The sequence below is a fragment of the Armatimonas sp. genome (assembly GCF_964826245.1).
In genome coordinates this window covers 1-3113 of record NZ_CBAYMC010000375.1, presented here as the reverse complement: position 1 = coordinate 3113, position 3113 = coordinate 1, and the positions used below count along the sequence as shown (strand labels likewise).

Annotated in this window: 2 protein-coding genes; both read left to right on the top strand. The window is 59.7% G+C overall.

Annotation, left to right across the window (positions count from 1 at the left end; genetic code table 11):
* The coding region (locus tag AC1XOS_RS21660) for a ribonuclease H-like domain-containing protein (RefSeq protein ID WP_481964290.1) at positions 1-536 on the top strand (536 nt) is incomplete at its 5' end.
* 150 nt (positions 537-686) lie between these two features.
* A complete protein-coding gene (locus AC1XOS_RS21655; protein WP_481964289.1) occupies positions 687-3044 on the top strand; it encodes an FtsK/SpoIIIE family DNA translocase in 2358 nt (785 codons plus the stop codon).
* Positions 3045-3113: the final 69 nt, after the last annotated feature.

The window sequence follows — 3113 nt, the reverse complement described above, 5'->3', positions numbered from 1 at the left end:
TTTTCGGAGAGAGTGTCGCTTACGTGGATATCGAGACTGATGGTGGCTATGATGCGGACTCCGTAACCGTGATCGGACTCTTTGATGGCTTTGAGACGCGGCTCTATGTCAAGGGACAAAATTTAGAGGATTTCGCCACTGACATTAAGGACTATAAGCTCCTGGTGACATTTTTTGGAACGGGCTTTGACCTGCCGTTTTTGCGTCGCCGCTTCCCCGAGCTCGCCCTCGATCAGCTTCATATTGACCTCTGCCCTACCCTGCGCCGCTTGGGGCAAGCAGGAGGCCTAAAAGCCATTGAGCAGCGCCTGGGAATCCGGCGCGTGGATGATATCGAGGGAATGAGCGGGATGGACGCGGTCTATCTCTGGGCACTCTGGGAGCGACGGCGGGATGAAGCAGCACTGGAGCGCCTGCTGGCCTACAACCGCGCCGATATCGAGAACCTCAAGCTCCTTTTAGAGTGGGCCTACCCCCGCCTCGTCACCGCCTCCGGGTTTCCAGCCCTCCTACCCCCAGCCCCTTCCTCCCAATAACCGGGTACCCCTTGGGTGCCGTCGGGTGGGAGGAAGGGGAGTTTGGGGAGATTCGCTCCCCTCCAGCCTATCCCTCCTCCCAGGCTTGGGAGGAGGGAAGAGCGAAGCGAAGGGAGGAGGGTACTAAACCTGGTAAAATGGCGGTCAGAAATGGCTACACAGACCACCCCCCGCAAGCCGAGGCCGCCGCGTAGCGCCGCGCCACGCCAGACCCGAACCAACACCCGGTTTGCCTACGATACCTGGGGGATTGCTCTCTGCGCCTTCGGGCTGATCCTGCTCGCCACACTTTTTGGAGCGGGGAGCAACTCAGGAGACAACTTCCTGGGACGCACCGTGGTACATGGTTTCTATCTCCTGGCGGGAGTTGGGGCGTGGGTCTTTCCGTTTGTTTTGCTGGCGCTGGGGGGCATGCTCGCGATTGGCAAGAGCCGCTCCTACGACAACATGGGCGCACTCGGTGCCCTCTATCTCATCTTTATTGCCTGGTGGCACCTAGGCCGCGTGAGCGGGATGAAGATTGACTACCACTTCGTCGCGGATAACCTCGTCAATGGCGGTGGCTACATTGGCGCGGGAATCTCGTGGCTCCTGCGAATGCTAGTAGGTGTCTTTGGAGCCCATGTCTTCTTTTTGGCGCTGACCGGGATTGGGATTCTCTTTCTGGTGGATGTCCCACTACCCTCACTACTGGGGCCACTGGAGCGCTTTGTGGGAGAGTGGACAGGTAAGGGTAGGCAAGCCGCAACGGCACAGGCCAAAGAGGCGGTGGAAAAAGTCCGCAAGAAGCCCGTGCCCGGCGAGCGCAAGCCGCTGGTTCAGCCGCCCCCGAGTGTCTACAAGCGCAGCACCCCGGAGCCCCTCGACGATGAGCTCGATGTGGATATAGAGGAGCCTACTGCACCTGCCCGTGGCCAGCAACCGACCTTATTCTCGTTCCGTAAAGAAAAGCCCCTGACCCCCACACTAGCTTCCCCACTTGTGGAGGCAGAGGAAAAAGACGACGAGACCGCGCCGGTCTTGCCAAAACCCTCTCTCCCCCGTCCGATGGGGGCCGGGGGGGTGGCTCCCTTTGTCTTGCCCAGCACCGGGATTCTTGCGCCCTCCCCCCCGGCTCCTGCCAATATCGCGGATGGAGAGAGTGAGGAGCGCCGCCAGATCATCCTCCAAACCCTCGAAGACTTCGGGATCGGGGCCGATGTGGCTGATGTCGCATACGGTCCGACCATCACCCGCTACGAAATCGCGCTGGAGCGAGGCATTAAGGTCAGTAAGATTGTCTCCCTCGCCGACAATATCGCCATGGCACTCGCCGCCATTGATGTCCGTGTCGAAGCGCCCATTCCGGGAAAGTCCGCAATCGGTCTTGAAGTTCCCAACGAGAAGCCCCGCGCCGTGAGTATCCGTGAGTGCCTAGAAGCCCCCGAGTTTCAGAATGCACCGGGCAAGCTCACGTTCGTGCTGGGCCGCGATGTCACCGGAGCCGTCAAAGTAGCCGACCTTGCCAAGATGCCGCACTTGCTGATTGCGGGCTCCACAGGCTCGGGGAAATCCGTCGGGCTGAACGCGCTGATCACCTCGCTTCTGTACCGCAACTCCCCGCGCGAGCTAAAGCTTCTGATGATTGACCCCAAGAAGGTCGAGCTCTCACTCTACGAAGGCATCCCGCATCTCGCCTCTCCCGTGATTACCAATGTCAAGCAAGCGCCGTCGCTATTTAAGCAAGCCCTGCGTGAGATGGAGACCCGCTACGACAAGTTCGCCAAGCTCGGAACCCGTAACTTGGAGGGCTACAACGCTAAGGTAACGGAAGAGGAAAGAATCCCCTACTGGGTGATTATCGTTGATGAGCTGGCGGACCTGATGATGACCAGCGGCCCCGAGATCGAGACGAGCATCAGCCGGATCGCGCAGCTCGCCCGCGCCACGGGGATTCACCTCGTCATCGCCACGCAGCGACCGTCGGTGAATGTCATCACGGGGACGATCAAGGCCAATATCTCCAGCCGAATTGCTTTTGCCATGAACTCCGCCGTGGACTCTCGCACAATTCTCGACCAGACGGGCGCGGATAGATTAATTGGGCGTGGCGACATGCTCTTCATGCCCATTGATGCGGGCAAGCCCTCGCGTATCCAGGGCTGCTATGTCAGCGAGCAGGACACTGAGACGCTGGTGCACTATCTCAAGGCGCAGGGCACCCCAAACTTCGACGTGCTTCCCTCCACCCTGTCCATGGCAACCGGCGAAGACGATTCCGGGGAGCTAGAGAGCGACGACGATCTCTTCGAGAGTGCCGTGCGCCTGGTCGTCAGCGGCGGCAGCGCCAGCACCTCCATGCTCCAGCGCCGCTTCAAGATCGGCTATACCCGCGCCGCTCGCCTTGTAGACTTAATGGAGCAGCGCGGTATTGTCGGCGCACTCGATGGAGCCAAGCCCCGCGACATCATGATCTCCCGCGACGATTTAGACTCCATGTTCGGCAAGACCGGCGTCTTCGAGACGTGAACAAAATAATAAGGATTGATAGACAATGCACTGGAGAGTTGCAGCGCGGTACTGCTTCCCCTCTTTCGG

Coding starts and splice junctions, on each gene's coding strand:
- AC1XOS_RS21655 (WP_481964289.1), top strand. CDS start 687: ATGGCTACACAGACCACCCCCCGCAAGCCGAGGCCGCCGCGTAGCGCC.